Annotated in this window: 21 protein-coding genes; 8 read left to right on the top strand and 13 right to left on the bottom strand. The window is 74.3% G+C overall.

The genetic code is table 11. The annotated features are described in order from the left end of the window. Positions 1 to 428: 428 nt before the first annotated feature. Entirely contained in the window at positions 429 to 1,433 is a 1,005-nt protein-coding gene (locus tag J5Y04_RS39195) for a stage II sporulation protein M (RefSeq protein WP_209417319.1), read from the bottom strand. Positions 1,434 to 1,809: 376 nt separating this feature from the next. On the opposite strand from J5Y04_RS39195, the gene J5Y04_RS39190 reads away from it, so the two are divergent. Further along, the gene (locus J5Y04_RS39190) at positions 1,810 to 2,823 is read left to right on the top strand and encodes an RDD family protein (RefSeq protein ID WP_209417318.1); all 1,014 of its coding nucleotides are present in this window, start codon (positions 1,810 to 1,812) and stop codon (positions 2,821 to 2,823) included. A 52-nt stretch (positions 2,824 to 2,875) separates the two neighbouring features. Here the strand turns inward: J5Y04_RS39190 and J5Y04_RS39185 are convergent, their stop codons facing one another. Then, entirely contained in the window at positions 2,876 to 3,511 is a 636-nt protein-coding gene (locus J5Y04_RS39185) for a hypothetical protein (RefSeq protein WP_209417317.1), read from the bottom strand. 115 nt (positions 3,512 to 3,626) lie between these two features. On the opposite strand from J5Y04_RS39185, the gene J5Y04_RS39180 reads away from it, so the two are divergent. Together J5Y04_RS39180 and J5Y04_RS39175 are read left to right on the top strand one after the other, a co-directional pair. Next, positions 3,627 to 4,154: a SigE family RNA polymerase sigma factor gene (locus J5Y04_RS39180; protein ID WP_209417316.1), complete on the top strand. Its 528-nt coding sequence runs from the start codon at positions 3,627 to 3,629 to the stop codon at positions 4,152 to 4,154. After that, positions 4,151 to 5,326, top strand: a complete 1,176-nt coding sequence (locus J5Y04_RS39175; RefSeq protein ID WP_209417315.1) for a hypothetical protein — start codon at positions 4,151 to 4,153, stop codon at positions 5,324 to 5,326. Before J5Y04_RS39180 ends, J5Y04_RS39175 begins: the two co-directional genes overlap by 4 nt. 64 nt (positions 5,327 to 5,390) lie before the next feature. Here the strand turns inward: J5Y04_RS39175 and ahcY are convergent, their stop codons facing one another. From ahcY to J5Y04_RS39145, 6 genes are all read right to left on the bottom strand, one after another. Beyond that, positions 5,391 to 6,839, bottom strand: a complete 1,449-nt coding sequence (ahcY, locus tag J5Y04_RS39170; RefSeq protein ID WP_148644577.1) for an adenosylhomocysteinase — start codon at positions 6,837 to 6,839, stop codon at positions 5,391 to 5,393. 305 nt (positions 6,840 to 7,144) lie between these two features. Beyond that, positions 7,145 to 8,119, bottom strand: coding sequence for a cation diffusion facilitator family transporter (locus J5Y04_RS39165; RefSeq protein WP_209417314.1), 975 nt, complete (start codon positions 8,117 to 8,119; stop codon positions 7,145 to 7,147). A gap of 87 nt (positions 8,120 to 8,206) precedes the next feature. Beyond that, positions 8,207 to 9,481: an SIS domain-containing protein gene (locus J5Y04_RS39160; protein ID WP_209417313.1), complete on the bottom strand. Its 1,275-nt coding sequence runs from the start codon at positions 9,479 to 9,481 to the stop codon at positions 8,207 to 8,209. 71 nt (positions 9,482 to 9,552) lie between these two features. Next, positions 9,553 to 9,735, bottom strand: coding sequence for a Trm112 family protein (locus tag J5Y04_RS39155; protein WP_148644574.1), 183 nt, complete (start codon positions 9,733 to 9,735; stop codon positions 9,553 to 9,555). Between the two features lie 177 nt (positions 9,736 to 9,912). Further along, positions 9,913 to 11,346: a phosphomannomutase/phosphoglucomutase gene (locus J5Y04_RS39150; RefSeq protein WP_209417312.1), complete on the bottom strand. Its 1,434-nt coding sequence runs from the start codon at positions 11,344 to 11,346 to the stop codon at positions 9,913 to 9,915. Between the two features lie 113 nt (positions 11,347 to 11,459). Beyond that, a complete protein-coding gene (locus tag J5Y04_RS39145; RefSeq protein ID WP_209417311.1) occupies positions 11,460 to 11,825 on the bottom strand; it encodes a DUF3499 domain-containing protein in 366 nt (121 codons plus the stop codon). A 240-nt stretch (positions 11,826 to 12,065) separates the two neighbouring features. Here J5Y04_RS39145 and J5Y04_RS39140 point away from each other — a divergent pair, with 240 nt between their 5' ends. Then, entirely contained in the window at positions 12,066 to 12,518 is a 453-nt protein-coding gene (locus J5Y04_RS39140) for a metallopeptidase family protein (protein ID WP_148644571.1), read from the top strand. Between the two features lie 63 nt (positions 12,519 to 12,581). Here J5Y04_RS39140 and J5Y04_RS39135 read toward each other — a convergent pair whose 3' ends face one another. The 3 genes from J5Y04_RS39135 to J5Y04_RS39125 form a co-directional block, all read right to left on the bottom strand. Then, on the bottom strand, positions 12,582 to 14,279 hold the full coding sequence (locus tag J5Y04_RS39135; protein ID WP_245206360.1) for a DUF5719 family protein: 1,698 nt from the start codon (positions 14,277 to 14,279) through the stop codon (positions 12,582 to 12,584). A 6-nt stretch (positions 14,280 to 14,285) separates the two neighbouring features. Beyond that, a complete protein-coding gene (locus tag J5Y04_RS39130) occupies positions 14,286 to 18,167 on the bottom strand; it encodes a glycosyltransferase family 2 protein (protein WP_209417310.1) in 3,882 nt (1,293 codons plus the stop codon). A gap of 238 nt (positions 18,168 to 18,405) precedes the next feature. Next, the gene (locus J5Y04_RS39125) at positions 18,406 to 18,678 is read right to left on the bottom strand and encodes a WhiB family transcriptional regulator (RefSeq protein WP_148644569.1); all 273 of its coding nucleotides are present in this window, start codon (positions 18,676 to 18,678) and stop codon (positions 18,406 to 18,408) included. A 614-nt stretch (positions 18,679 to 19,292) separates the two neighbouring features. Here J5Y04_RS39125 and J5Y04_RS39120 point away from each other — a divergent pair. The 3 genes from J5Y04_RS39120 (at position 19,293) to J5Y04_RS39110 (ending at position 22,252) form a co-directional block, all read left to right on the top strand. Beyond that, the gene (locus tag J5Y04_RS39120; RefSeq protein WP_209417309.1) at positions 19,293 to 19,934 is read left to right on the top strand and encodes a cysteine dioxygenase family protein; all 642 of its coding nucleotides are present in this window, start codon (positions 19,293 to 19,295) and stop codon (positions 19,932 to 19,934) included. A gap of 69 nt (positions 19,935 to 20,003) precedes the next feature. Continuing rightward, on the top strand, positions 20,004 to 20,963 hold the full coding sequence (gene cofD, locus J5Y04_RS39115) for a 2-phospho-L-lactate transferase (protein WP_209417308.1): 960 nt from the start codon (positions 20,004 to 20,006) through the stop codon (positions 20,961 to 20,963). After that, positions 20,960 to 22,252: a coenzyme F420-0:L-glutamate ligase gene (locus J5Y04_RS39110; RefSeq protein ID WP_209417307.1), complete on the top strand. Its 1,293-nt coding sequence runs from the start codon at positions 20,960 to 20,962 to the stop codon at positions 22,250 to 22,252. The genes cofD and J5Y04_RS39110 overlap by 4 nt, the downstream gene beginning before the upstream one ends. Before the next feature lie 122 nt (positions 22,253 to 22,374). Here the strand turns inward: J5Y04_RS39110 and J5Y04_RS39105 are convergent, their stop codons facing one another. After that, positions 22,375 to 23,340: a DNA-3-methyladenine glycosylase gene (locus tag J5Y04_RS39105; protein WP_374106213.1), complete on the bottom strand. Its 966-nt coding sequence runs from the start codon at positions 23,338 to 23,340 to the stop codon at positions 22,375 to 22,377. A gap of 6 nt (positions 23,341 to 23,346) precedes the next feature. Here J5Y04_RS39105 and J5Y04_RS39100 point away from each other — a divergent pair, with 6 nt between their 5' ends. Then, positions 23,347 to 23,838 (top strand): SgcJ/EcaC family oxidoreductase, encoded by a 492-nt coding sequence (locus tag J5Y04_RS39100; RefSeq protein WP_209417305.1) that lies wholly within the window; start codon positions 23,347 to 23,349, stop codon positions 23,836 to 23,838. 19 nt (positions 23,839 to 23,857) lie between these two features. Here J5Y04_RS39100 and J5Y04_RS39095 read toward each other — a convergent pair whose 3' ends face one another. Beyond that, positions 23,858 to 25,003 (bottom strand): peptidoglycan recognition protein, encoded by a 1,146-nt coding sequence (locus J5Y04_RS39095; RefSeq protein WP_209417304.1) that lies wholly within the window; start codon positions 25,001 to 25,003, stop codon positions 23,858 to 23,860. Positions 25,004 to 25,072: the final 69 nt, after the last annotated feature.

The raw sequence follows: 25,072 nt of genomic DNA, 5'->3' as shown, positions 1-25,072 counted from the left end.
CAACATATCTGGCGTTGACTTTTGGCACGCTGTTGAGTTCTCAAGGAACGGACACTTCCTTCGGACCGCCTTCCAGCGGGCCCTCCGGGCGCTTCGTTCTTTCGTGTTCCCAGCTTATCAGATCCTCGCGGCCGTTCTTACCGGCGTTTGTTTCTCTGAATTCCCGCTGGGGGGATTTCCTGCAACTTCGCTCCGAAGCTTATCAAAGCCTTCGGTGTGCTCAGTTCCGGGATTTACCTCGTCGGAGGGCGCGTATTCGTGAAACACGCTCGCCTCGATTTGGCGGTGTCGTAGACACTAGCGCCTGAGTCAGGTCGTTGTCCAACCTGTCCCAACCGTTCAAATCTACTAGCCCACCCCAACCACGTCAATGGTTTTGCTGGGATGCGAGAAGAGTACCAGGTCAGAGACCTGTGGATCACATCGGCTCAGGCCGCGACCGGCTGAAGGTCCGCCCGGTCGGCGGCATCCAGGTCCCCGGTCTCGCCGCCCTCGGCGGCCTTGCGGCCCAGAACGAGGGCGTAGAGCAGGAACGCCACCTCGGCCAGCACGCCGATCGAGATGCGGGCCCAGGTGGGCAGGCCGGACGGGGTGACGAAGGCCTCCAGAACACCCGAGACGGCCAGCACGGTCGCAAGGCCGATCCCCATGCCGATGATGGCGCGGCCCTGTTCCGCCAGAGCGGTGCCGCGCGTGCGCGGCCCGGGGTCGATGATCGTCCAGCCGAGCCGCAGGCCGAGGCCGCCGGCCACGAAGACCGCGGTCAGCTCCAGCAGACCGTGCGGGATGAGCAGGCCGAGGAAGATGTCCAGCCGGCCCGCGGAGGCCATCAGCCCCACGCCGAGCCCCAGGTTGAGGACGTTGGTCCACAGCACGTAGAGCACGGGGATGCCCAGGGCGATGCCGTAGAGCAGGCACTGCACCGCGATCCAGGCGTTGTTCGTCCAGACCTGGGCCGCGAACGAGCTGGCGGGGCGGTCCGAGTAGTACGCCTCGTACTCGCCGCCCGGCCTGGTCATCTCGCGGATCGTCTCCGGCGTGGCCAGGCTGTTCCGGACCTCCGGGTGGGTCGCCACCCACCAGGCGACGAGAGCGGTGCCGAGAAGGGAGAGGACCGCGATCGGCAGCCACCAGCGGCGCGAACGGTAGAGCGCGGCCGGGAAGCTCACGGTGTAGTAGCGCGCGACGTCCCGCCACCCGCTGCTGCGGCTGCCGGTGACCGCGTCCCGCGCGCGGGAGACCAGGCTGGTGAGCCGGCCTTCCAGGGTGGGGTCGGGCGCGGCGGCCTGGACCTTGGCCAGGTGGCCGGTCACGCGCTGGTAGAGGGTGACCAGTTCGTCCGCCTCCTCACCACTGAGCCGGCGGGTCCGGGCGAGGGCGTCCAGCCGTGCCCACTCCCCCTGGTGGGTGGCGACGAAGACGTCCAGGTCCATTCGGCAGCTCCATGGTCGGCGCGGGGCGCGCGGGCAGGCGGGTGCGGACAGGTGCGCCCAGCATGCCAGGGAGGGGGAGGCAGCCGGGCGGCCGGGACCGCCCTTCGCCGAGGGCTTTCCCGTGGACTTCCCGGCGGCCTTCCCGACAGCGTCCCTGAGGGCACGTCCGAGGACTGCTCCGAGGGCCCGTCCGAGGACTGCTCCGGCGGCCAGGGGCCTCCCTTCCCGAGTGGCCGCGCCGCCCCGTATGTTGACGACTGCAGATCACGGGATCGTGGGGGCCGATCCGACGAACGCTCCCTCCCCGGATCTCGGACCATGAACCACGGACTATGAACCACGGACCATGAACCACCGACGGGAACGGACGGGTGTCTTGAGCGACCTGGTGACGGGTGAGGCGGTCGTCCTCGGCCTGCGCACGGCGAAGCTTCCGAGCCGGGCGCTGGCGATCGCGCTGGACCTGGCCGTGCAGGGCGCCGCGCTCCTCGTGTCCTCCCTGGTGCTGAGTTTCGCCCTGGTCGACCTCGACTCCGCCGCCCTTGCCGCCCTGATGCTCGGGCTCGTGGTCTTCTTCCTGGTGGCCGTGCCCGTCATGGTCGAGACCTTCACCCGCGGCCGTTCCCTCGGAAAGGCCGCCCTCGGTCTGCGGGTGGTGCGCACGGACGGCGGTCCGGTGCGGTTCCGGCACGCCCTGGTGCGCGGGCTGGTCGGCTTCTTCGAGCTGATCGTGCTAAGCGGCGTTCCGGCGACGATCTGCTCGGTGGTCTCGGCGGACGGCAAGCGGCTCGGCGACGTCTTCGCGGGGACCCTGGTGGTCCGCGAGCGGGTCCCGGGCGGCAGCGGCGGCGCCGTGGTGAACCCGCTCCCGCCGGTGCCCCCGCAGCTGTTGCAGGCGATCGGCGGCGAGCTGGTCGCGCTGGACCTCTCCGCCGTGCCGGAGCCGCTCTGGCTGGCCATCCGCCAGCTGCTCGGCCGGGTCGGCCAGCTGGACCCGGCGGTGGCGCACCAGATGTCCGCCCGTCTGGCCGACGACCTCGCGGCCCGCACCGGCCACCCGGTCCCGTACGGGCTGCACCCGGCCGCCTACCTCGGAGCGGTTCTGACCGAGCGCCAGCGGCGCGAGTGGACCAGGGCGCAGGGCTACGCGTTCCAGCAGCAGGCGCAGGCCCACGCTCAAGCCCAGGCCCAGGCCCAGTTCCATCCCCACGCCCCGCTCCAGCCTCAGCCGCAGCCCCACCTGCCAACCCCGCCGACCGCCCCGACCCCTGCCCCGGGCGCCCCCGCCCCGGCCGCAGCGCCGCCGGCCGCCCAGGCCGCCCCCGCCGTGCAGCCCCCCGCGGCCCAGCCCGTGCAGGCCCCCGCCACCGGCTTCGCCCCGCCCGCCTGACGCCGCTCCGCCCGGCGTGCCCCGCGCCGCCGCGGCGCCACGCCCCCGCGCACTACCCCCCGAACTCCACCGGCCAGGCGTTCGGCGGCGACTCCAGCTCCTCCAGCTCCACCCCGGCCGCGGCCAGCACCACGTCCCCGGCCAGGTGCACCACCTGCTGCTCGCCCGTCTCCAGGTCCGCCACCTGGTACCGCTCGACCAGCAGTGGGCCGGAGTCCGTCTCGTGGGTGTCCACGCCCTCCAGCAGCCAGCCCTGGTCGAAGGTGCGCGGCGCCAGCACCGGCTCGGTGAACGCGACCAGCCGGACCTTCGCGCTCGCGCCCTCCCGCAACCGCAGCAGCCGCGCGGTGGCGACCAGGAAGGCCGGCGAGCGACCGGCGAAACCGTGGGCCCGGTCGTGTCCCTCGACCGTCTGCTCCCCGCCCGGGTCGGCCGCGTCGGTGCGCACCCAGGCCACCCCGTCGACGGCCCCGCCGCGGACCTGCCAGCCGCCCGCGCGCAGCTCCATCCGCAGCGGCCTCGCCCGCGAGTCGAGCGTCAGGTCGACCGTGCCGAGCACCTGGCCCCCGGGGCCGTACGTCTTGGAGACGTACCGCCAGCCGGCCGGGCCGGGCGCGCAGCTGAAGCGCTCCTCGCCGAGCAGCACGTGGTCATGGGTGTCGTGGAGCGAGTACCGGCCGTTGGGCATGCCCCGAAGCCTATGCCGCACCGTCCGGCCAACCCGCATGCAACCTCGCGGGCGGCGCCCGCATCAGGGAGGCAGGCGGCACGGCGAACGTGCCGCGGGAAAGGAGCGCCCATCGATGGCGAAGCAGCAACGCGACGCCGAGTTCACGGAGTTCGTCGCCTCCAGGGCGGCGTGGCTCCGCAAGGTGGCCTACCTGCTCTGCACCGACTGGCACCGCGCCGACGACCTGGTGCAGGAGACCGTCACCAAGCTGTACGTGCACTGGAACCGGGTGTCCGGGGCGGAGAACACGGACGGCTACGCCAGGACCGTCCTGGTGAACACCTTCCTCGCCGAGCAGCGCTCCCCCTGGGGGCGGTGGACCGCCCGCCGCCGTGGCGACGGGGCACTGCCGGAGGCCGCCGTCTCGGCGCACGACCTGGACGCCTCGGTCGACCTCCGGACGGCCCTCGCCGCACTTCCGCCCCGGCAACGGGCCACGGTGGTGCTCCGCTACTACTGCGACCTCACGGTCGAGCAGACGGCGGAGGCCATGGACTGCTCGGCCGGCAACGTCAAGAGCCAGACCTCCCGGGGGCTCGCCGCGCTGCGCCGCCTCCTCGAACTGCGGCCGGCCGTGCCGGCGGAAAGGACCGCCTCGTGAACGACCGCTCCGCCCCGGACCACACCGACCCGGACCACACCGACCCGGGCCTCACCGACCCGGGCCAGACCGACCCGACCGAGGCCCGGCTGACCGCGGAACTCGCGGCACTGGCCGACGCGCCGGCTCCGGCCGCCCGGATGGACACCGCCTGGGCACTGCGCGCGGGCCGCTCCCGGCTGCGGCGCAGGCGGCTCGGGGTGCTGGGTGCCGTGGCGGCGGTCGCGCTCGGCGCCACCCTGCTGAGCGCGACGCTGCCCGGCGGGCACCCGGGCCGGGGAGCGGCGGCACCCGCTGCGAGCCCGACCGGGGCCCCCAACAGCCTCCCCCCGCTCGGTCCCGACACCGGCCGCTCCCCGCTGCCGGTCGGGGCGTCCTTCGGCTGGCTGCCCGGGGGTTTCGACGGTGCGACCTACACGGTCGGCTTCAGCGGGCAGCCGACCGCGTTCCAGGCCAAGGCATTCGGTCCCAAGCAGACCGGGCCGGACGCGCTCGCGTTCAATCGCCAGCTGATCTTCCTGACCCTCTTCGCACCCGGTGAGGTACCCACTGTCGGGAAGGCGGCGACCGGCCAGCAGCTGTACCGGGTGGACGCCGCACCGGTGCACGGGAAGCCGGCGTACTGGGTCGGCACGGGACCGGACAACCCGGCCGGACTCGGGCTGGACCGCGATCTCCGCTGGCAGACCGCCGACGGCCGCTGGGCGGAGCTGCACGGCTCCTACATGAGCGACGCCGACGACGTGCTCAACAAGCTGCACCGGGTCGCCGAGGGGGTCAACGTGGCTCCGCAGGCCGTTCCGCTGCCGTTCAAGATCCACGACGTCCCCGCCGGCTTCACGCCGTCCGGTGCGTCCTTCTCCTACGGTGCCGAGGCGTCCTCCGGCTACCCCTGGTCGGCCTCCGTCAACTACAACTCGGGAAGCGACCAGATCGCGATCTCCGTCCAGCCCGACGTGCCCCCCGCCGCCGGGTGGGACAACCCGCCCCTGCCCGGCGCCACCCGGCAGCAACAGCCCACCTGCGTCGTCGCGTCCGCTCTGAAGCTGTGCGCGACCTCGTTCCGGGGCGAGGCCCCGTTCGCCTCGGTCGGCGGCTTCGCCGGCTGGCTGGGCCACTTCACCCCGCTCGGCACCGACCCGGCCGCCTGGACCACCGAGGTGCTCGGCTGACCGCCCCCGGACACGCCGGTGGCCGGCGCCCCTGCGAAGGGGACGCCGGCCACCGGACGGGTGCTCAGTAGCGGTACTGCTCCGGCTTGTACGGGCCCTCGACCGGGACGCCGATGTAGTCGGCCTGGTCCTTGGTCAGCGTGGTCAGCTTCACGCCCAGGGCGTCCAGGTGCAGCCGCGCGACCTTCTCGTCGAGGTGCTTCGGCAGCACGTAGACGCCGATCGGGTACTGCTCGGTCTTCGTGAACAGCTCGATCTGCGCGATCGTCTGGTTCGCGAACGAGTTCGACATCACGAACGACGGGTGGCCGGTCGCGTTGCCCAGGTTCAGCAGACGACCCTCGGACAGCATGATGATGGTGTGGCCGTCGGCGAAGCGCCACTCGTGGACCTGCGGCTTGACCTCGGTCTTCACGATGCCGGGCAGCTTGGCCAGGCCCGCGATGTCGATCTCGTTGTCGAAGTGGCCGATGTTGCCCACGATCGCCTGGTGCTTCATCTTCTCCATGTGCGAGGCAAGGATGATGTCCTTGTTGCCCGTCGTGGTGATGAAGATGTCCGCGATCGAGACGACGTCCTCCAGGGTGGTGACCTGGTAGCCGTCCATCGCCGCCTGGAGCGCGCAGATCGGGTCGATCTCGGTGATGATCACGCGGGCGCCCTGGCCGCGCAGCGACTCCGCGCAGCCCTTGCCCACGTCGCCGTAGCCGGCGACGACGGCGACCTTGCCGCCGATCAGGACGTCGGTGGCACGGTTGATGCCGTCGATCAGCGAGTGACGGCAGCCGTACTTGTTGTCGAACTTCGACTTGGTGACGGCGTCGTTGACGTTGATCGCCGGGAACAGCAGCTGGCCGTCACGGTGCATCTCGTACAGGCGGTGGACACCGGTGGTGGTCTCCTCGGTCACGCCCTTGATGGTGGCGGCGACCTCGGTCCACTTGTTCGGGGTGTCCTTGAGGGTGCGGTTCAGCAGCTCCAGGATGATCCGGAACTCGTCGTTGTCCGCGGTGGACGGGTCCGGAGCGGCACCGGCCTTCTCGAACTCGACGCCCTTGTGGATCAGGAGGGTGGCGTCGCCGCCGTCGTCCAGGATCATGTTCGGGGTCTGGCCGTTCGGCCAGGTCAGCGCCTGCTCGGTGCACCACCAGTACTCGTCCAGCGTCTCGCCCTTCCAGGCGAAGACCGGCACGCCCTGCGGGTTCTCCGGGGTGCCCTCCGGGCCGACCGCGATCGCGGCGGCCGCGTGGTCCTGGGTGGAGAAGATGTTGCACGAGCACCAGCGGACCTCGGCGCCGAGGGCGGTGAGGGTCTCGATCAGCACGGCGGTCTGCACGGTCATGTGCAGCGAGCCGGTGATCCGGGCGCCGGCCAGCGGCTGCGAAGCGGCGTACTCCGCACGGATGGACATCAGGCCGGGCATCTCGTGCTCGGCCAGCTGGATCTCCTTGCGCCCGAACGGCGCCAGGGAAAGGTCGGCGACCTTGAAGTCACCGGTGATGTCGGTCGACATGCGTCTGCTCCTCGCTGATGGGGTGGGGAACGGCCAAGGTCCTCAGGGTGCGTCACAGCGCGGCGGGCCGCACGGGTGCACGGCAACGCCGGACGGGTCGGTCCGCGGTGGGACCGGCCTCCTGCTGCTCAGCACATTCCGTCGGAGGACCTCTCTCCCTCGACCGGCGCGCGCCCTGGGGCGCGGGCCGCCGATCGACCGCCATCAGCAGCGACGTTCTGGCTCTGGTGACGAATCTACACCGGCGGCCCCGGGACCAGGCCCGGTACGACCGGATTCGGCCGCCGGTCCCGGTCCGGACGGGCTCAGTGCGCGCCCGGCACCGGACCGCCGGGGGTGGCGTACGGGTCGTCGCCCGCGGCCTCCTTCTCGGCGCTGTAGATGTCCGGCTCCAGGTAGATGACGCGGGCGATCGGGACGGCGCGGCGGACGCGCACCTCGGCGGCGTCGATCGCGTCGGCCACCTGCGCCGCGGTGTCCTCGGCGTTGACCGCGATCTTGGCGGCGACCAGCAGCTCCTCGGGGCCGAGGTGCATGGTGCGCATGTGGATGACGCGGGTGACGGTGTCGTGGTCCACCAGGGCGTCGCGGATCTGCGCCACCACCTCGTCGTGGGCGGACTCCCCGATCAGCAGCGACCTGGTCTCCAGCGCCAGCACGAGCGCGATGGCGATCAGCAGCAGACCGATCGACAGGGTGCCGATGCCGTCCCAGACGCCGTTCCCGGTGATCGCGGTCAGGCCGACGCCGAACAGCGCCAGCACCAGGCCGATCAGCGCGCCGGTGTCCTCCAGCAGGACGACCGGCAGCTCCGGCGCCTTGGCCCGGCGGATGTAGGCGGGCCAGCCGTGCGTGCCCTTGTCCTTGACCGCCTCGCGGAACGCCGTGAAGAACGACCAGGCCTCCAGCGCGATGGCGAGGACCAGCACGCCGACCGGCCAGTACCAGTTGTCCAGCTCGTGCGGGTGGGCGATCTTCTCGTAGCCCTCGTAGACGGCGAACATGCCACCGACGCTGAACAGCACGATCGAGACCAGGAAGGCGTAGATGTACCGCTCGCGCCCGTACCCGAAGGGGTGCTCGGGGGTGGCCCGGCGCTGCGAGCGCTTGCCGCCGACCAGCAGCAGCACCTGGTTGCCGGAGTCGGCCAGCGAGTGGACACCCTCGGCCAGCATCGAGGAGGAGCCGGAGAACGCGAAGGCCACGAACTTGCTGACTGCGATCCCCAGGTTCGCGGACAGGGCCGCGACCAGGGCCTTGGTACCGCCTTCGGTGCTCATGCTCGGGATGGTCCCTCCGCCGGGGGCCGTACAGCCCGCGCTCAGTCGTCGTCGAGCGCATACGGTACCGGGCCGCCCCGTCCGCGTTCAGGACTGTGCGGCTGCGAGCCCCAGGTAGACGGCGGCGAAGTCGGTCAGCGCGACCAGGTCGGCCAGCGCGTGCAGCGGATCGGGCCGGGCACTGGCGTACTCGGTGATCCGGACGTCGTGGGCTTCGGCCAGCCGGTGCGCGCGGGCGGCACCGAAGCTGCGCGGGCCCTCGTCGTCGGCCGGGACCTCGGCCGGGCCGGCGTCCTCCTCCGCTCCCCCGGCACCGCCGCCGGCCGCACCGGCGGGGGCCGGGACGTGCCGCAGCAGCAGCACCTGGAGGTGCAACGGGTCCGGCTCCTCGACCCGGTCGCGGAAGAAGTCGTCGGGGTCGGCCCCCGCGCCGAGCTGCCCGGTGAACATGCCGCGGTGCGCGGTGAGCACCTGCGGGAGCTGCCCGGCCAGCGCCGGACGGCCGGCCCGCTCGGCCAGCTGCGCGGCGAACCGGGTGACGGCCGCCCCCGCCACCGGGCCCTCGGCCCAGAGCAGCGGGACGGTGCCGGCCAGCCGGGCGGCCAGACCCTTGGCCGGGTTGGTGTACGCGGCGGCGTCCGGCCGGCAGCGGACGGCGGACGCGTCCAGCAGGTCGGCGGTGGCGGCGAGCGCGTCGTACGGCAGCTGCGTGACGCCGAGCTTCTGGGTGAGCGCGAGCAGCGGGGTGAGGTGGGCCCAGAGCGCGGCCGGGTCCTCGGCCGGCAGGTCGGGCTCGGCGGCCGCCCCGGACGACGGCGCGCCGTCGTCCGGCAGGTTCGGCGGGACGTACGGCAGCGGCAGCGCGCGCACCTGGAGGGCGGCCTCGGCGAGCGGGCTGCCGGCCGGGGCGGTGACCACGATGGCGCAGCCGCGGGCGTAGGCCTGCTCGGCGAGGGAGATCAGGCCCTGCTCGCCGCCGGCGGCGGAGCTGACCACCAGCAGGTCGAGCGGCCCGGCCCAGCCGGGGAGCTGCCAGGCCAGCCCGGCGGTGAAGACGGGCGGGGCGGCGGCCCGGTCGGTGCGCGGGACGTACGCGGCGTCGGTCGGCTCCAGCGGGGTGACCAGGGTGGCGGTGCCGGCCAGGGCGGCCAGGATCCCGGCCGCGGTCAGGGCGCTGCCGTGGCCGGCGACCAGCACCGCGCGCGGGCGGCCGTCGGGGCGCAGCCGGTCGACGCCGGCCGCGTCGGCGAGCCGCAGTGCGGTCCGCACCCGGGCGCCGGCACCGGCCAGGGCGAGCAGGGCTCGGTCGTGGTCGGCGCGCTGGAGGGCGGCCGGGTCGTCGAGCAGGGTGTCGTCGAGCATGCGGCGGGCCTCCGGCTGCTGGCTGGGCGCTGAGGGCTGCGGGGTCGGGGTACGGGTCTCCGCCCCAAGGATCAGGCCGGGCGGCGGGCCTCGTCCACCAGCAGCACCGGAATGCCGTCGCGGACGGGGTAGGCGAGACCGCAGTTCTCGCCGGTGCAGAGCAGCTCGGGGTGGTCCTCGGTGCCGCCCTCGGTGAGCGCGGCCCGGCACTGCGGGCAGACCAGGATCTCCAGCAGGAAGGATTCGAGCTTCATGGCGTTCGGGCTCCCAGTCTCAGGATGGCAGGGGTCGGAGGGGTGGCACGGCAGTGCCCCGGCCGAGAGGAAACCCTACCGGCCGGGGCACCACGGGCGTGCGTCAGGCGCGTGCGCGGGGACGCGTGCGTCCGGACCGGGTCCGGGTCCGGGCCGCGCGCGTCCGGGTCGCGTCCGTCAGGCGCGGACGATGGCGAGGACGCCGTCGCGCAGCTCGGCCATCCTCGCCGGGTCCTTGGCCTCGACGTTGAGGCGCAGCAGCGGCTCGGTGTTGGAGGCGCGCAGGTTGAACCACCAGTCCGGGCCGGCCACGGTGAGGCCGTCCAGCTCGTCCACCGTGGTGCCTTCCAGGCCGGCGTAGGCGGCGCGGACGGCGGCCGAGCGGTCGGCCTGGTCGGCGACGGTGCTGTTGATCTCGCCGGAGGCGGCGTAGCGGTCGTACTCGGCGGTCAGCGCCGAGAGGGTGCCCGGCTGCCCGCCGAGGGCGGCCAGCACGTGCAGCGCGGCGAGCATGCCGGTGTCGGCGCGCCAGAAGTCGCGGAAGTAGTAGTGCGCGGAGTGCTCGCCGCCGAAGACGGCGTCGGTCTCGGCCATCTCCTGCTTGATGAAGGAGTGCCCGACGCGGGTGCGGACCGGCTTGCCGCCGAGCTCGCGGACCACCTCGGGGACGGTCCAGGAGGTGATCAGGTTGTGGATGATGGTCGGCTCGTCCTCGCCGGCGGCCCGGGCGCGGGCGATCTCGCGCGCGGCGACCAGGGCGGTGATCGCGGACGGGGAGACCGGCTCGCCGCGCTCGTCGACGACGAAGCAGCGGTCGGCGTCGCCGTCGAACGCCAGGCCGAGGTCGGCGCCGACCTCGCGCACCTTGGCCTGGAGGTCGACCAGGTTCTTCGGGTCGAGCGGGTTGGCCTCGTGGTTGGGGAAGGTGCCGTCCAGCTCGAAGTACATCGGGACGAGCTCGATCGGCAGGCCGTCGAAGACGGTCGGCACGGTGTGGCCGCCCATGCCGTTGCCGGCGTCGACGGCCACCTTGAGCGGGCGGATCGCGGTGAGGTCGACCAGGCCGAGGAGGTGGTCGGCGTAGCCGCGCAGGGTGTCCTGGGTGGACAGCCCGCCGGGCTTCACGTCGAGCGCCGGGACGGTGACGGTGTCGTCCTCGCCGGTCCAGGACTCGACCAGCTCGCGGATCTCGGCGAGGCCGGTGTCCTGGCCGACCGGGGCGGCGCCGGCCCGGCAGAGCTTGATGCCGTTGTACTGGGCCGGGTTGTGGCTGGCGGTGAACATCGCGCCGGGCAGGTCGAGCCGGCCGCTGGCGTAGTACAGCTGGTCGGTCGAGCAGAGGCCGATCTCGACCACGTCGGCGCCGTACGCGGCGGCGCCCTCGGCGAAGGCCCGGCTGAGCGACGGGGAGGAGGGCCGCATGTCGTGGCCGACCACGATCGCGGACGCTCCGGTGACCTGCACGAACGCGGCGCCGAAGGCGCGCGCGAGGCTCTCGTCCCACTGGTCCGGGACCACGCCTCGTACGTCGTACGCCTTCACGAGCTGCTTGAGGTCGCGCACTGCGGCTCCACCCTGGTTCTCTGTCTGATCGGCGGGCTGGTCGCCCATGGTCACGATACGTCCGAGTGCGGCACCGGTGAGTGCCCGGACAGGGGGGCAGCGTACCGGGAGGCGGCGGACGACCGGTCCGCGGTGTGGGTGGGGGACGGCCCGGCCGGGGCTCAGTTGTCGGGCGAGCGCAGCACGCGCAGGTGCCCGCGGCGGCCGGCCTCGGTGGACTCGCCCTCGGAACCGCGCCCCTGACGGGGGGTCTGCGGACGGGCGGCCTCGCGGACGGCGTTGGCGAGCGCTTCGAGGTCGTCGCTGCTGCGGCGCAGCGGGCCGGCCTCGGCGGCGAGCCGGACCACCTCCCAGCCGCGCGGGGCGGTGAGGCGCTCGGCGTGCTCGGCGCACAGGTCGTAGCAGTGCGGCTCGGCGTAGGTCGCGAGCGGGCCGAGGACGGCGGTGGAGTCCGCGTAGACGTACGTCAGCGTCGCGACGGCCGGTCGGCCGCACGCGGTCCGCGAACAACGACGTACAGAGCTCACGAGGGTGGACGGTACAGCACTCCCCGCCGGGGAGCGAAGACCGCCTGCCCGGAGGGTGTGCCGTGTCGCGGTCCGCGCGCCTCGGAGACGGCGTCCGCCACGGTCGGCGGACGCTTCGCACGGCGCGCCCCTCCCGTGCCTCGCCAGCTCCGCCCGCCCTGGTGTGCGCCTGCCGCCCCGGGCGTTTCGGCGTCGGGGTGGTCCACTTCCGACCGTCCAAGGACTACCCTCGGCAGTGATATGGACAGCTCTGCACCGCAGTCATCGACGGGACCTTCGCGCCGCCCCCGGCACCGCGACCGGCACGGCCGGGGTCTGCGCGGCCCGCTGGCGCCTCCGCAGGTGCCGATCTCGCTCACCCGCTCCGAGTTGTTCGACGACTACGTGCGGGAGTCCGTGGAGCGCCTCGAACGGCGTTGGCCGCAGTTGATCGAGGTGGAGTTCGCCGTCCAGGAGGTGCCGCTGCACGAGGCGGACGGGCCGGACGCGGACGGCGGGGTCCCGCTGGGCCGGGTGTCGCCGGGGCAGCAGGGGCGGAAGAGTCAGATCGTGGTGTACCGGCGGCCGGTGGAGATCCGGGCGAAGTCCCGGGAGGACCGCGCGGCGCTGGTGCACGAGATCCTGATCGAGCAGGTGGCGGAGTTGCTGGGGCTGTCGCCGGACGCCATCGACCCCCGGTACGACGAGGACTGAGCCACCGACGACGAGGGGGCGGCACCCGGACTGCGGGTGCCGCCCCCTCGTCGTCGCGTCGGGTCAGCGCAGTACGACGCCCGGGTCCTGGGCGGCCTGCGGGACCTTGACGCTGCTGCGGTCGTCGCGCAGCGCCTGGACGGTGAACATCGGCACGTCCTTGGTGGTGATCGCCAGCATCCGGGCGGCCGCGACCGGCCCGCCGGAGACGGTCTCCACGGTGAGCGCGAAGCTGCCGTTCAGCCCGCCGGGCTCGGGCGCCGGGATGGCGACCGTACCGCCGGCCGGCAGCTGGACGTCCTTGCTGACCGGGGTGCCGCCGCCGGTGCCGGCCGAGGCGGTGACCTTGACCGTGGCGGCTTCGCCGGTGGAGGTGAGGAAGAGCGTGCTCGCGCCGCCGCCCCGGTTGTCGGCCACGGTGGCGCGGGCGCCGACCGGGACGGTGCCGGTCAGCCAGGCCGCGTCGGACTTGCCGTTCTGGCCGGCGCGGTCGACCCGCAGGCCGGCCACGACCGGGGTGGCGTGCTTGTCGTCGCTGGGCGACAACCGCAGGCCGGCCACCTCGTCGCGGGTGACCTTGCCGAGGTCGACGGCGGCCACCATGCCGGCCTTGACGTGGATGGACTCGTTGCCGGCCGGGGTGAACCAGCCGTTCTTGCCGGAGAGCTGGATCTTCAGGTCGGCGTCGTCCTCCGGCGGTGCCCAGACCACCAGGTGGGCACCGGCGGTGTCGGCCGGCAGGCCGGGGAGCACCTGGGTGGGCGCCGGGTCGGCCGAGGCGGGGATCCAGTCGGCGCCCTTGCTGCCGTCGGCCGCGTGCAGGGCGGCGCCGACCCGGCCGGTGCGGGCCACCACGTGCACGGCGAGGTCGGCGACCTGGCCCTTGCTGATCGTCGGCAGCAGGACGGACTGCGAGCTGCCGGGGGCGACGGTGATGCCGTTGGCCGCGTCGTTCTCGATCAGGCCCTTGTCGCCGTACAGCTTGATGTCGACGACGGCGGCGGTGTTCTCGGTGTTGACCAGGCTGACGTAGTCCGTGCGGTCGCCGGCCGTGCTGGCGCCGGCGAACCAGAAGCCGGTGCCGGCCGGGGTGCAGGTGATGCCGGACAGGCCGAGCCCGCGCTGCTCGGTGACGGTGGTGGTCTGGGTGACGGTGAAGCCGGGCGCGAGCGCGCCGGTGGCGACCGCCCCGCCGCCGGGCGCGGTGTCGCCGTTGGCCGCGGGGCCGGTCACCGGGGTGCCGGGCTTGGCCAGGGTCAGCCTCGCGTCGCTGGGCACGCCGCCCTTGGCGGGGGCGGGCGCGCCGGAGGCGGACGGCGCCGGGGTGGCCGGGGCCGCGGACGGCGTCGCCGAGGGCGCGGCGGTCGGCGGGGTGGCGGGGGCGGCCGCGTCGGTGATCCAGCCGGCCCCTGCGGCGGCGCCGTCCGCCGCGGCCGCGCCGCCGGGCGGGGTGTAGGCGGTGAGGCTGGTCGAGCCGGTCAGGCCCTGCAGCGGCTGCGGGCAGACCGCACCCGTCCGCTCGACCTGCGCCGAGGTGGCGGCGCCGCCCTGGTCGGCCCCGGCCGGTGCGGCCGGCGGGCGCAGCTCGGCGATGCCGAACACCACGGCGAGCACGGCCGCGGCGGCCAGCAGCGACTGGGTGGTCCTCGTCCCCCCGGACGACCGGGGGGCACCGGCGGGTCCGGCGGAGAACGCGGCGTCGTCCGCCTGCGGTGCGCCGTCCTGGTCCGTGGACCTCTTCTTGAACGCGGGCTTCTTCATCGCGGGTCAGCTCCCCGATCCGTGGTGGTACCGGCCCGGGCCGTTGGGGTGGTCGGGATCGTGCGGGTCCCCCGGGCTGGCCGGGTCGTAGTACGTCTCGCCCTGCGACTGCCCCGGCACCCAGGGCTGCGCACCGTCCTGCTGGTACTGGTCGTAGCCGTACTGCTGGTCCTGCCCGTACTGCTCGTAGCCCGCCTGCTCGTAGCCCGTCTGGCCGCCCTGCTGCGGGTAGGCCTGCTGCTGGTAGCCGTCGGGGCCGTACCCCTGGCCGCCGTAGGGCGCGGCCACCGGCTGCTGGGCGGCGTACGGGTCGTAGCTGTACGGGTCGGCCTGCTGGTAGCCCTGGTACGGGTCGGCGTACGGCTCGCTCTCCTGGGCCTCGGCGGCCGCGCGGACCGCCCCGGCCGGCGGGTCGCCGGCGGGCCGGGCCGGGATCGCGCCCGGCCGGCCCTCGTACACGCCGTCCCCGTCCGGGTCCCCTTCGCCGCCCTCGCGTTCGGCCATCCGGCGGGCGCGGCGGCTGCCGGGGGCGGGCGCCTGCGCCTGGGCGGCGGCGGCCAGCGCGGCGGCGGCGACCACCTCCTCGGGCAGGTCGTCGTCCTTGTTGCTGCGGCGGCCGGGCAGGGCCAGCACCAGGATGGTCAGGCCGAGCAGCAGCTGGGCCCAGACCCAGCCGGTGTGCAGCAGGCCGCCCTCACGGGTGACGACCAGCTTGCCGCCGCCGGCGGGGAGCCTGAAGCCCTGCGCCCAGCCGTCGACGGTGGTGGACTCCAGCGCGGTGCCGTCCAGGGTGGCCTTCCACTCCGGGGCGGCGGCCTCGGCGAGGCGGAGCACCCGGCCGTCGGGGCCGGCCGGGACGGTGGTGTCGAGGTCGCGCTCGCCGGACGGGACCACCACGGGGGTGGCGCCGGGGGCGGTGATCAGGGCGCGGGTCGCCGGGGTGCCGTTGACCTGCCAGAGCGAGGCGGTGCCGTCCTGGTTGGCCTTGACCAGGCCGGGGGTGGTGTCCAGGACCTCCTTGAAGGCGGTCACCGCCGGCTGGTCCACCAGCACGTAGGCGATGCCGTAGCCGGACAGCGCGCCGGCCTGGTCGGCTCCGGAGCCGGCCAGCAGGCTGCCGACCACCTTGTCCAGGCCCGCGGTGGTGCCCGTCTGCGGGTCGACCGTGGACTCGGCCTGGCCGAGCGTCAGGCCGGCGCCGCGCACCAGGGTGTAGCGGACGGAGCCGCCCTTCGGGTCGCCGGTGACGACGAGGGTGCGGGCGCGGTCGGTGGTGCCGGCCTCCTCGGCGATGAACGCCGGCACCTGGGCGGCCTGCGCCCGGTGCAGCGGGCCGTCGGCGCCGGTGACGGCCCACCAGAGGCCGGTGCCCAGCGGGGCGAGCACCGCGGCGGCCACCACCAGGGCGGCGACCGGCTGGCGCCAGCCGAAGGCGATGCCGGCCACGCGGGCGTTGGCGCCGTCGGCGCCGATCGCGGCGGCGGCCAGCAGGGCGATGCCGGCGAGCAGGGTGGCCGGGCCGGCCCAGGCGGGCACGGCCGGGCCGCCGGAGGCGGGGGTCACCGACGTGCCGGCGACCGCGACCGCGAAGACCATGGAGGCCCCGGCGGCGCCCCAGGCGGCGAGCACCGCACGGCGGCGGTCGGCGCGCAGCAGGGCGGCCAGCGCGGCGAGCACCACGCCCGCCGAGAACCAGACCGGCGGCACCCCGGCGCCGCCGGGGTTGACCAGCACCAGGCCGAGCGCACTGGCTTCGCCGCCGTGCAGACCGGGCAGGCCGGCCTCCAGCAGCAGCCGCTGCGGGTGCGAGAGCACCTGGAGCGACCAGGGCGCGAGCACCAGGACCGGCACCACGAGGATCACCAGGACGCGCAGCCCGAGCAGGCGCAGCGCCTGCACGCCGGAGCCGAACGCCCCGCCGCGCACCACGGCGGCGGCCAGCATGGCCAGGCAGAGCGGCACGGCCAGCGCCCAGACCAGCGGGACGAAGGCGGTGGCCAGGGTGAGGAGCAGGACGGCCATCCAGACGGGCCGCCAGCCGGGCCGGGCGCCCTTGGCGGCGCTCTCGGCGCGGATGCCGAGGCCTGCGGCGATCGCGGCGGCACGGGCCAGCGGCGGCAGCAGGACGGCCAGCACGGCGGTGCCGATCCGGCCCTGGGCGAGCGCGCCGGTGGCGGCGGGCAGCAGCGCGTAGGTGGCGCTGGCCCAGGCGCGGACCAGCTTGGAGTCGAGCAGCGGCCGGGAGACCAGGTACGAGCTGACGGCGGCGAGCGGCACCGAGAGGACGACCAGCAGGGTGACCGCGAGGTCGGCGTGGTCGAACAGCATCCAGGAGAGCACCGCGAGCACGCCGAGGTACGGCGGCGCCGCGGCGGTGGAGCCGGTGCCGACGGGGTGCCAGGCGTCCGCGTACATCGACCACAGGCCGTCGGCCCCGCCGGTGGCGGGCAGCAGCGCGCCGCCGAAGAGGTCGCCGGAGCCGAGCAGGCCGCGGCAGGCGACCAGGGCGAAGACCAGCAGGGCGGCGAAGAGCACGGGTGCCGGGCGCCGGGCCAGCTTCTTGATCAGCGCGAACTGCTCGACGACCAGGTCCTCGTTGTCCTCGTCGCCCGGCCCGGCCTCGACCGAGCCGTGCCGGCCGGCCCCGGAGTCGTCGCCGCCCCCTATGCCGAGGGAGCCGATGACGCCCTCGACGGCGAGGCGCGCGGTGGCGCCGGGCGCGGGGAAGAGCGTCCGGTCGTCGAGCGCGTCGGCGGCCCGCGACCGGGCCCGGCGTTTGCGGGCGCCCATCAGCCGCGGCAGCCGGACCAGTTCGTGGCCGAGGCCGGCCAGTTCGTCGAAGGCCTGCTTCGGGTCCTTGCCCAGCAGGTTGGTGACGACCCGCAGCAGGGTGCCGAGCACCAGCCGGAGCAGGACGTAGGGGAAGAGCGCGCCCTTGGAGTTGGCGAGCAGGGTGTAGACGGCGCCGGCCTTGTCCACCCGGTGCGGGTGGGTGGGGCCGCAGTCGATGACGCGGCGCTCGCGGCTGGCCGCCTCGGCGTGGCGCAGCACGGCGTCGGGGGCGACCACGACCCGGTGGCCCGCGGCGTTGACCCGCCAGCAGAAGTCGGTGTCGTCGCGCATCAGCGGCAGCGCCTTGTCGAAGCCGCCGAGCTCCTCGAAGACGTCGCGGCGCACCAGCATGCCGGCGGTGGAGACGGCGAGCACCGGGCGGACCTGGTCGTGCTGGCCCTGGTCCTGCTCGCGGCGGTCCAGGCCGGTCCAGCGGCGGCCGGAGCGGGCGATCGTGACGCCCACTTCGAGCAGCTGGCGGCGGTCGTACCAGCTGCGCAGCTTGGGGCCGATGACGGCGGCGCTTGGCGTGGAGTCGGCGACCTGGAGCAGCCGGCGCAGCGCGTCGGTCTGCGGCTCGCAGTCGTCGTGCAGGAGCCAGAGCCACTCGACGGGCTGGGTCTCGCGGGGGCCGCCGCGGCCGAGGTCGTCCTCGTGGCCGAGCGGGTCGCCGAAGTCGTCCCAGCCGCCGGTGACCGGGTCGTACCCGGAGGGGTCGAGCCGGTAGGGGAGGTCCTCCGGCCGCAGCGGCGGGCTGTTGAAGACGGCCTCGCCGACGGCGGTGCCGAAGCCGGCCCGGCGGCCGAGGACGATCGGGCCGCTCTCCGGGAGCCACTCGGCGAGGGTGTCGGCGAGCAGCTGCGGGGAGTTGTCGGTGGAGCCGGTGTCGACGGCGAGCACCCGCTGGACCTGGCGGTCCTGGCCGAGCAGGCCGGCCAGGGCCTGCGGAAGCCAGCGGGCGCCGTCGTGCGAGACGATCACCGCGGTGACCAGGTGGCGCGGGTAGGCGGGCGGCCTGGCAGCGGTGAAGCCGCTCTGGTGGCTGTAGACGGTCATCGAGTGCGAGGGCCCCAGTTCTCGGTGGACACAGCCGGTGAACGGCAACCGGATGGCGCACCACACTAACGGCTCCGGATGGCGCCTTTGTCCGCGGTGTCCGTGGAGAGGCCGTGCACGGGGAGTGCCGGGGAGGCCCCGCACGGGTCCCGGAACACGAAAGCGCCCCACCACCGCGGTGAGGCGCCCGTACAGCTCTGTGGTTGTCGGAGGGTCAGCAGGGTCAGGGGCCGACCCGTCAGACCGCGCTCTTCTTGAGCCGGCGGCGCTCGCGCTCGGAGAGGCCGCCCCAGATGCCGAACCGCTCGTCGTTGGCGAGGGCGTACTCCAGGCACTCGGAGCGGACCTCACAGGCGAGGCAGACCTTCTTGGCCTCGCGGGTGGAGCCGCCCTTCTCCGGGAAGAAGGACTCGGGGTCGGTCTGGGCGCACAGCGCGCGCTCCTGCCAGCCGAGTTCCTCTTCCTCCTCCTCGATGCCGTCACCGATCAACAGCTCAAAGAGCTCGCTCATGTGGCGCGCCTCCTCTGCCCCTATTTGGCGTCCCCGTGGTTGCCGTTGCCTCGTGCGGCGGACGACACGAGTGAAATTACAGATGCGTCACTCTGGCCCAGTCAAGCCGAGCTCTGGTATTGGGGCCAGGATTCACTCCCCGGCACCAAGCCGTTACGAATAGTGTACATATTCGGACACATCGGACTATCTGCCCGGATGCCATCGAACCCTGCGCAACCATCCGCCGAGTGACGCGCGGTCACCGTCACAGGCCGGTCATCGGCCTGCCTTCCCGGCGATCTTCTCATCGAAACATAGAGGGTGATTTATCACCCCATCGGGTACTTCATGACCTAACCCGCCCGAATGCCCCACCTCCGGAGTTGACACCGGCCCCCCGCGTGCGGTCTCCTTTCATCCATGTCAGAGTTCGCCAGCACCCGGAGCGGTTCCACGCTTCGCCATGCCGTGAACTCTTGTTGTCGCCTCTGTTCCTGCTGTATCTAGGCGCCCGCAGTCCCACCGCGCGCCGCCCAGGAACCACAGAGGCCGCCCGCGATTCCCGCCCCAGGACATCCCGGATCCGGCTGATCCCCGACGAACCAGCCGTTATCCGAGGACGACTCGTGCGAATGACCCGCATCCGCAAGCGGAACCGCGACCGCAACAAGCCCGCCCGCCAGGGCCTCGCGCCGGCCACCCCGGCGCCCGCCCGCGCCGACCACTCCGCGCGCCCCGTTCACCCGTGGGCCGACGGCCTGAGCGACGTCTCCATCGCCGGCGACCCGCTCGCCTTCCCGCACCTGGCCCGCACCGACCTGCCCAGCCACCCCACCACCGTCGCCGGCTACGCCCGGCTGGTCCGCGAGATCGCCGCCGACCGGCCCCGCTGGGAGCCGCTGGTCCGCTACGACGCGCTCACCCGCTGGTACGCCCGGCTGGAGACCGGCCCCGGCTACGAGGTCTGGCTGCTCAGCTGGCTGCCCGGCCAGAGCAGCGGCTTCCACGACCACGGCACGTCCTCCGGGGTGATGACCGTCGTCCAGGGCGAGCTGATCGAGCGCTCCCTCACGCACGCCGGCGAGGGTGCCCGCACGCTCCGGCCCGGCGGGCAGCGGGTGTTCTCCTCCGGCTACCTGCACGAGGTCGTCAACGGCGCGCTGGAGCCCGCCGTCTCCATCCACCTCTACACGCCGGGCCTGACCGAGATGAACCAGTACGGCGGCGCCGTCGTCCCCGAGCAGCACCCGCAGGAGCAGGCCGGGGCCCGCTGACGGCGGGCGGCGGCGACGGTCGGTCGACGGTCGGGCTGACGACCTGTCGGGCCGTGGCAGGATGGGCGCATGCGCATCGTGGCACTGGCAGGCGGGATCGGCGGAGCGCGTTTCCTGCGCGGACTCCGGGAGGCCATCGGTCCGGAGGACGAGATCACCGTCATCGGCAACACCGGTGACGACATCCACCTCTACGGTCTGAAGGTCTGCCCCGACCTCGACACCGTCATGTACACCCTCGGCGGCGGCATCCACGAGGAACAGGGCTGGGGCCGGGCCGACGAGACCTGGTCGATCAAGGCCGAGATGAAGGAGTACGGCGTCGGCCCGGAGTGGTTCGGGCTCGGCGACCGCGACTTCGCCACCCACCTCGTCCGCAGCCAGATGCTCACCGCCGGGTACACCCTCAGCCAGGTCACCGAGGCGCTCTGCGTGCGCTGGCAGCCGGGCGTCCGGCTGCTGCCGATGAGCGACGACCGGGTCGAGACCCACGTCAGGATCACGGACGGGGACGGCACCCGGGCGGTCCACTTCCAGGAGTACTGGGTCCGACTGCACGCCGCCGTGGACGCCGAGGCGATCATCCCGGTCGGTGCGGACACCGCCAAGCCCGCCCCCGGCGTGCTGGAGGCGCTCGCCGCCGCCGACGTGATCCTCTTCCCGCCGTCCAACCCGGTCGTCTCGATCGGCACCATCCTCGCCGTGCCCGGCATCCGGGCCGCCGTCGCCGCCGCCTCCGCGCCCGTGGTCGGGCTCTCCCCGATCATCGGCGGCGCGCCGGTGCGCGGCATGGCCGACAAGGTGCTCGCCGCCGTCGGCGTCGAGGCCACCGCGGAGGCCGTCGCACTGGACTACGGCTCCGAGCTCCTGGACGGCTGGCTGGTGGACACCGCCGACGAGGCCGCGGTCGCCGCCGTCGAGGCCGGCGGGATCGCCTGCCGCGCCGTACCGCTGCTGATGACCGACGTCGCCGCGACCGCCGAGATGGCCCGGGCCGCGCTGGCGCTCGCCGAGCAGGTCAGCGGATGACCCTGCACATCCTCCCGGTCGGGGGCCTGCCCGAGATCGACGCCGACGCCGACCTGGCCGGCCTGATCGCCAAGGCCGGCAGCTACGAGGACGGCGACATCCTGCTCGTCACCTCGAAGATCGTCAGCAAGGCGGAGGGGCGGCTCGTGCACGCCGCCGACCGCGAGGCCGCGATCGACGCCGAGACCGTCCGGGTGGTCGCCCGGCGCGGCCCGGCCCGGATCGTCGAGAACCGCAACGGGCTGGTGATGGCCGCCGCCGGCGTCGACGCCTCCAACACCGCCCCCGGCACCGTGCTGCTGCTGCCCGAGGACCCCGACGCCTCCGCCCGCGCCCTGCGCGCCCGCCTCCAGGAGCTCACCGGCCGCCGGCTCGCCGTCGTCGTCACCGACACCTTCGGCCGGCCCTGGCGCAACGGGCTCACCGACGTCGCCATCGGCGTCGCCGGGCTGCCCGTCCTGGAGGACCACCGGGGCCGCACCGACAGCCACGGCAACGAGCTGACACTGTCCGTCACCGCCGTCGCCGACGAGCTCGCCGCCGCCGGCGACCTGGTCAAGGGCAAGGCCACCGGTACCCCGGTCGCGGTGGTCCGCGGCCTCGGCCACCTGGTCACCGCCGAGGACGGCGAAGGCTCCCGGCCGCTGATCCGCGCCGCCGCCGACGACATGTTCCGGCTCGGCACCTCCGAGGCGCTGCGGCAGGCCGTCACCCTGCGGCGCACCATCCGCTCCTTCACCACCGAGCCCGTCGACCCGGGCGCCGTCCGCCGGGCCGTCGCCGCCGCCGTCACCGCGCCCGCCCCGCACCACACCACGCCCTGGCGGTTCGTGCTGCTGGAGTCGGCCGGGACCCGCACCCGGCTGCTGGACGCGATGCTCGCCGCCTGGCAGCGCGACCTGCGCGAACTAGACGGCTGGGACGACACCAGGATCGCCCGCCGGACCGCCCGCGGCGACGTCCTGCGCGACGCGCCGTACCTGGTCGTCCCCTGCCTGGTGATGGACGGCTCGCACGACTACCCCGACGAGCGCCGCGCCACCGCCGAGCGCGAGATGTTCACCGTCGCCATCGGCGCCGCCGTGCAGAACCTGCTGGTCGCCCTCACCGGCGAGGGCTACGGCTCCGCCTGGGTCTCCTCGACCATGTTCTGCCGCGACACCGTCCGCGAGACCCTCGGCCTGCCCGCCGGCTGGGACCCGATGGGCGCCGTCGCGGTCGGCCGCCCGGCCGAACCCCCGCGCGAGCGCCCCGAGCGCGGCGCGGACGCCTTCATCGAGGTCCGGTAGGGCTCACCACCGGCGGTACACACGTCCCGGCGGTTGCCGACGGTGACCGCGGGGACGGCCGTCACGTCGCCCTGCGCCCCGAACGCGGACCCGGACGGTGAGCGGGGCGGCGTCGCCCTCCTTCACCGCCCGCGGTGGTCGTTGGGGGTGAGGCGCGGGCCGTAGCGGGGGGCGTGGGTGCCGGCGGCCAGCAGGAGGCGGCAGAGGCGGTGGCGGTGGGGGCGGTACGGCTCCAGGAGGGCGAGCATCTGGGCGTCGTCGCTGCGGGGCCGGCCGGCCAGGGCCCAGCCGACCAGGTTGGGCAGGTGGTAGTCGCCCACCGAGACCGCGTCCGGGTCGCCGTTGCTGCGCTGGAGGGTCTCGGCGGCCGTCCAGATCCCGACGCCCGGCACCGCAGTGAGCCGGGCGAAGGCCTCGGTGTGGCCCATCGCGGCGGCCTCCTCCAGCCGCGGGGCCAGCCGGACGGCGCGCACGACCGTCGCCGAGCGCTTCGGGTCCACGCCCGCCCGGTGCCACTCCCAGCTGGGGAGCAGCGCCCACTCGCGGGCCGACGGCGACACCCGCATGCCCTCGGCCGGGCCGGGCGCCGGGGTGCCGAAATCGCGCAGCAGCGTCCGCCAGGAGCGGTACGCCTCGTCGGTGGTGACCTTCTGCTCCAGGATCGCGGGCACCAGGGACTCCAGCACCAGCCCCGTCCGGGTGAGCCGGACCCCGGCCGTCCGGCGCTGGGCGTCGCGCAGCGGGCCGGGCGGGAGCAGCAGGCCCGACGGGTCGTCCTCCGCGCCGAGCAGGACCGGCAGCCGGTCCAGCAGCCACTGCGCGCCCGGGCCCCATGCGCTCGCCTCGACCGTCCCCTCGGCCGGGCGGGCCAGCACGCGCAGGGTGCCGACGCCGGCCGGGGTGCGGGAGGCCCGCCAGACCGCACCGTCGCCGGTCGTCCGGTACGCCGGGTCGGCCGGTCCGCGGCGCAGCGGCAGCAGGGTGCGGGCCGCGTCCAGCGCGAAGCCCGGCCGCCAGCGGCGTACCGCCTCGCCCGTCACCGCCGTGCACCTCCTCCGCCTGCCGCCCGCCCCGGCTTCGCCGACCATGGGGGTATGAACGATACGCGGCTGCCGGAGCTGTCCCCCGGGGACGAGGGTGCCGTCCGGGCGCTCTACCACCGGGCGCTGGACGGATGGAACCTGCGGGACGGCGCGGCCTTCGCCGGGCCGTTCGCCGAGGGCGGGGAGGTGATCGGGTTCGACGGCACGCGGCAGTGCGGGCGGTCGGTGATCGCCGCCGAGCTGGGCCGGATCTTCGCGGACCACGTCACGCCCGAGTACGTCGCCAAGGTCCGGCGGGTCCGGGCGCTGGGGCCGGGGGTGGTGCAGCTGGACGCCGTCGCGGGGCTGGTACCGGACGACGCGGAGGACCTCGACCCGGCGCTGAACGCCCTGCAGACGGTGATCGCGGTCAACTCGGGGGCGGGCTGGCGGATCGCGCTGCTGCAGAACACCCCGGCCCGGTACGACCTGCGGCCGGACCTCGCGCAGGAGCTCACCGCGGAGCTTCGGGCGCTGATCGGACGCGGACCGGGGCCTGCGTAGCGGTGGTGCGAGGACGGGGTCAGCGCCCCTGGAGGTGGGCGGCCCAGGAGCGGATGTCGCCGAGGCGGTTGTAGAGGCCGGCGCCGGGGCAGTCGGTGCTGAAGGCGTCCCGGTGACCGGAGACGGTGTCGAACGAGACGACCGTGCCCTTCGGATAGCGGCTCTGCGAGGAGCCGGACGTCAGGTTGGTCGTGCCGCCGGCGTCCTGGCCGGTGAGGCCGAGCTTCCAGGCGGCGATCTTGCTGACGCCGTCGACCAGGGCCTGCTCCGGGCTGTCCGACGTGAAGGTGCCGAGCGCGGCGACGCCCGAGGAGTCGGTGTTGAAGCCGAGGGTGTGCGCGCCGAACACGGGCTGGTCGACCCCGCCGGCCCGGCCCTCGTAGATGGTGCCGCAGCGGTCGACCAGGAAGTTGTAGCCGATGTCCCGCCAGCCGTTGCTCTGGACGTGGTACTGGTAGATCGCCCGGATCATCTGCGGCGCGTCGCTGCAGGCGTAGTCGGTGGCCGTGGCGGTGTGGTGGACGAAGACCGCCCGGACCGCCCCGGTGTAGACGAAGCCCGGGTCGCGCAGGGACTCGTCGGCGCCCCAGCCCGCCCGGGTGACGATGCCCGGTCGCGGTGCCTCGTGGTCGGCCCTGCGGTCGGGTGACGCGTCGGCCGCAAGGGTGCGGGGGACGTTGGGTGCGGCGGTGGCGCCGCGACCGGGGTCGACCAGCTCGGCCCGGAGCCCGGAGGGCAGTCCGCGCGGACCGGGGGTGACCTCGATCGCCACGCCGTTGCTGGGACCGGTCCAGAGCGGGGCCGAGGCGCCCCGCGCACCGCCCCGGCCGTCCCGCTCGTCGGGCGCGTCCTCGCCGTCGACGTCCAGGCTGCGCCAATCGCTCCAGGCACCGGTGGCGATGTTGCGGGTGCGGACCCGGACCGAACCGCCCTCCAGCGAGCCCCGTGGGTCGTCCCAGCTGACGCCGACGAGTGAGAAGGGTCTGGTGGCGCGCGGCGTGAAGCCGTGCTCGGTGTGGCCCAGCGGCAGGGTCGTCACCGATCCGTCACCGGCCGAGGTGCGCCGGGTCGGTGCCGGATCGGCGGCGGCGCCGACGGCCAGTGGCTGGAGGAACAGGACGGCGGCGCAGCCCGCGGCGGCACCGGCAAGAAGTGAGGTACGCATAAAAGGGATATTGCAGACAAACCGCTTCTGACGCCACGCCAGTTCACCCCCCGTCCGGCACCCCTCCCG

This window comes from Kitasatospora sp. RG8 (assembly GCF_017813315.1).
In the GTDB taxonomy this organism is placed as follows: domain Bacteria; phylum Actinomycetota; class Actinomycetes; order Streptomycetales; family Streptomycetaceae; genus Kitasatospora.
Note: the sequence above shows the minus strand (reverse complement) of the source record. Positions and strands in the feature narration are given on the sequence as shown.